This window comes from Paraburkholderia sp., from assembly GCF_026225065.1.
Taxonomy (GTDB): Bacteria; Pseudomonadota; Gammaproteobacteria; order Burkholderiales; family Burkholderiaceae; genus Paraburkholderia.
Window position 1 is genome coordinate 1 of the sequence record NZ_JAMFSB010000214.1, and the last position, 3,638, is coordinate 3,638.

The 3,638-nt window shown below is 64.7% G+C and carries 3 protein-coding genes and 1 pseudogene; all 4 read left to right on the forward strand.

All coding sequences use genetic code 11. The annotated features are described in order from the left end of the window. Nucleotides 1–125 (forward strand): annotated as a pseudogene (locus M0954_RS30360) (MbtH family protein); the annotation flags it as partial. A gap of 3 nt (nt 126–128) precedes the next feature. Next, the gene (locus tag M0954_RS15840) at nt 129–977 is read left to right on the forward strand and encodes an alpha/beta fold hydrolase (protein WP_133894078.1); all 849 of its coding nucleotides are present in this window, start codon (nt 129–131) and stop codon (nt 975–977) included. After that, the gene (locus M0954_RS15845; protein ID WP_133894079.1) at nt 965–1,939 is read left to right on the forward strand and encodes a TauD/TfdA family dioxygenase; all 975 of its coding nucleotides are present in this window, start codon (nt 965–967) and stop codon (nt 1,937–1,939) included. Before M0954_RS15840 ends, M0954_RS15845 begins: the two co-directional genes overlap by 13 nt. A 66-nt stretch (nt 1,940–2,005) precedes the next feature. Next, a partial coding sequence (locus M0954_RS15850; RefSeq protein WP_297354194.1) for a condensation domain-containing protein occupies nt 2,006–3,638 on the forward strand: 1,633 nt, incomplete at its 3' end.

Below are 3,638 nucleotides of genomic sequence, written 5' to 3' on the forward strand. Positions count from 1 at the left end.
AGCGGGAGGAGTGCCTTGCGTGGGTCGACGAGGTGTGGACCGACATGCGTCCGCTCAGCTTGCGCCAGGCAATGGCAGAGGACGCGGCGAAAGACGCAGCGGCGCGCGCGGGTTCGGCGATCTGACCGATGAGCGGATTCGTCGCGGTGCCTGCAGTGTTACCGCCCGTGCGCCTGGTTTGTCTCGCGCATGCGGGTGGGAGCGCGATGCTGTATCGCCGCTGGGCGCAGCGCCTGCCGCGCGGCGTGCAGGTGGTGCTGCTGGAGTTGCCGGGGCACGGTTCACGTTGCAGACTGCCCGCCCATACCGAGTGGCTGGCGCTGATCGACATGCTGCTCGACGAAGTCACCGACCAGCTAGATGACGACGTGCCGTTCGCGGTGTTCGGTCACAGCATGGGCGCGCTCGTCGGCTTCGAACTGATTCACGCGCTCCGCGCGCGTCATGGACTCGAGCCGGTCTGGTTTGGCGCTTCGGCATCGGTCGCACCGTCGCGGCGCAACCGGGAGACGCATTGGCTCAACTGCACACATGAGGCTATGGTCGCGAGGTTGCGCGAGCTCGGCGGCACGCCTGCTGCGTTGCTCGACGATCGCGACTTTATCGATTTTGTGCTGCCGGTGTTGCGGGCTGACTTTCATCTGTGTGGCACCTACGCGCCGCTTGCAACGTGTGGCGACGCCACCGTGCGCGAGCCGCTTGCTTGCCCAGTCGGCGTTTTCACCGGCTGTGATGATCGCGCCACCGCGTGCGCTGAAGACGTCGCAGCCTGGCGTGACGAAACTCGCGGTACGTGCACGCTGCATCGTTTCGAAGGCGGGCACTTCTATCTCGACGGCACGCCTGATTCCGTGATGGCGTGCGTGGCCACATCTCTTGCGGGTGCGCTTGCGCAGCCGACTGCGGCTGAGCCGGCGGCACCTAAGCCGGCCACGCCTAAGCCGGCCGCGACGAAAGGCGAAGCATGGACACATTGATCAGCGGTATCGACGCGGCAATCAACGAACAGGTGATTGAGCGAAACGGCACCCGTGTGCTGGTGTTGAGCCCAAATGACGCAACGAGTGTTGAGGCATTTCTGCCGCAGCTGCAGACTCGCGTAGCGCGTGCGCGGTCAATCTATGGCGGTGTCTTGCTGCGCGGTTTCAATGCACTCGGCGCGTCGGGCTTCGATCGTCTCGTCACAAGCTTCGGCCAACCGACGTTGACCTACGAATTCGGCTCGACGCCGCGCAGCAAGATCGAAAAAGGCGTCTACTCCTCGACGGAATATCCGGCCGATCAATGGATCGATCAACATAACGAGCAGTCCTACACGCTCAGCTGGCCGGCGTCGATCTGGTTCTACTGCGACATCGTCGCGCAGCAGGGTGGCGCGACACCGATCGCCGACAGCCGCCGCGTCTACGAACGGCTCGACCCCGCATTGCGCCGCCGGTTCGCCGACAAGCAGGTGATGTATGTGCGCAACTACGGAAACGGTCTCGATCTGCCGTGGCAGCAGGTGTTCGGCACGCAAGAGCGTGACGAGGTGGAGCAGTATTGCCGCGCCAACCGGATCGACTACGAATGGCTCGACGACGGCGAAGCACTGCGTACGCGCCAGATTTGCCAGTCGGAGCTGCGTCATCCGGTGACGGGCGAGACCGTGTGGTTCAACCAGGCGCACCTGTTTCATGTTTCGAATCTACCGGCCGCGGTACAGGAAGCGTTGCTCGAAGTCGTCGATGACGACCGTCTGCCGCGTAACACCTTCTTCGGTGACGGCACGTCGATCGACGCCGGGATGCTCGGCGAAATCCGCGCGGTGTACCGCGACACCATGCTCTCGTTCGACTGGCAAGCCGCCGACACGCTGATCCTCGACAACCTGCTGATGTCGCATGGCCGCGCGCCGTTCGCCGGCAAGCGCCGCGTGCTGGTTGCGATGACCGCCTGAACGATCTTCGGCCACAGCGCGCCTGGCTCCGCTGGCCGCCGAACCCCTCTCGAATCAAGACCATCCATGAGTGAAACTGCGAGCGAAGTGTCGAAGGACCTGCTGTCGATTTCGACGGCCTATGTCGCGTTATCGCCCGAGAAACGTGCAGCGTTCCGCGTCCGTGTGAAACAGCGCGGCATCGACCCATTGCGCTTGCCGATCGTCCCGTTTCCCGGCAGCGAACGGCGCTTTGCGTTGTCGCATGCGCAGGAGCGCTTATGGTTCCTGTGGCGCCTTGATCCCGCGAGCGCCGCGTACAACGTCACCGGCGCGGTGCGCTTGCGCGGCCGCCTCGATGTGCCGGCGCTGCGCGCGGCGCTTGATCAGGTGGTCGATGCGCATGAGAGCTTACGGCAGCGCTTCGACGAGGTCGACGGCGTGCCGTTCCAGAGCGCCGGGCCGACACAGTATGGCTGGGATGAATTCGACCTCGGCGGCGCTCGCGATACTGACGCGGCACTCGCAGCGCTGCTGGCCGGCCGGTCCGCGCTGCCGTTCGATCTCGAGCGCGGTCCGCTGCTGCGCGTGGCGCTGATCCGGCGCGCGGCAGATGACCATCTGTTGCACATCTCCGTGCATCACATTGTCGCGGATGGGTTGTCGATCGAGGTGTTTGTGGCCGAGTTTGCGGCGGCTTACCGTGCTTGCGTTGCGGCTCCCGGCGCGACGGTGATGGGCGCGCCTGACACAGCATGTGCGTCTGTGCTTGCGCCGCAGGTCCAGTATGGCGACTACGCGCAATGGCAGCGCGAATGGTTCGACGAGGCCGCGCTCGAACGACAACTCGACTACTGGCGCAACCGTCTCGGCACCGAGCATCCGGTTCTGGAACTACCGCACGTGCGTTCGCGATCCGGCTTGCGCAGCGGCGCTGGCGCGAGCGTAGTGCGGGTGCTACCGGCCACGCTGCGCACGGCGCTCGGGCAGCTTGGCGAGGCGCACGACGCCACGCTGTTCATGGTGCTGCTCGCGGCCTTCGACCTGTTGCTCGCCCGTTATAGCGGTCAGCGCGACATTCGGGTCGGCGTGCCGGTCGCCGGGCGCGACCGGCACGAAGTGGTGCGTGCAATCGGCTTTTTCGTCAACACGCTGGTGGTGCGCGCCGAGCTCGCGGGCCTCGCGACCTTCGTGGATCTGCTGGCACAGGTGCGTGAACGCGTGCTCGAAGCACACGACTGCGCCGACCTGCCGTTCACGAAAGTGGTCGATGCCCTGCAGCCCCAACGCAGTCTGGGCCACACACCGCTTTTTCAGGCGATGTTCAACTACCTCGGCGCGAATCGCGATATGCCGCATCTGCCTGGCCTCGAGGTGTCCAATCATGAAGTCGGTACGCAGACCGCACGTTTCGATCTGGTGCTCGCTGCGCGTGACCGTACGCACGGCCTCGAAGTGGCCCTGACCTATGCCGAAGATCTGTTCGATGCTTCGGTAATCGAACAGATGCTCGATCACTACGTTGAGCTGCTCGAGCAGATCGCGCGAAACGTCGCCGCGCCGCTTGCCAGTTTCGAACTGGTGCGCGAAATTCCGGCCACGCCCACGCAAAAAGCTTTCGAGTCAGTGCCGGCGCGCTTTGTGGCGAGCGCCGCACGGCAGCCGCAGGCGCTCGCCGTGCATTGCGAAGGGGAGCACGTGACTTACGGTTCGCTCGATG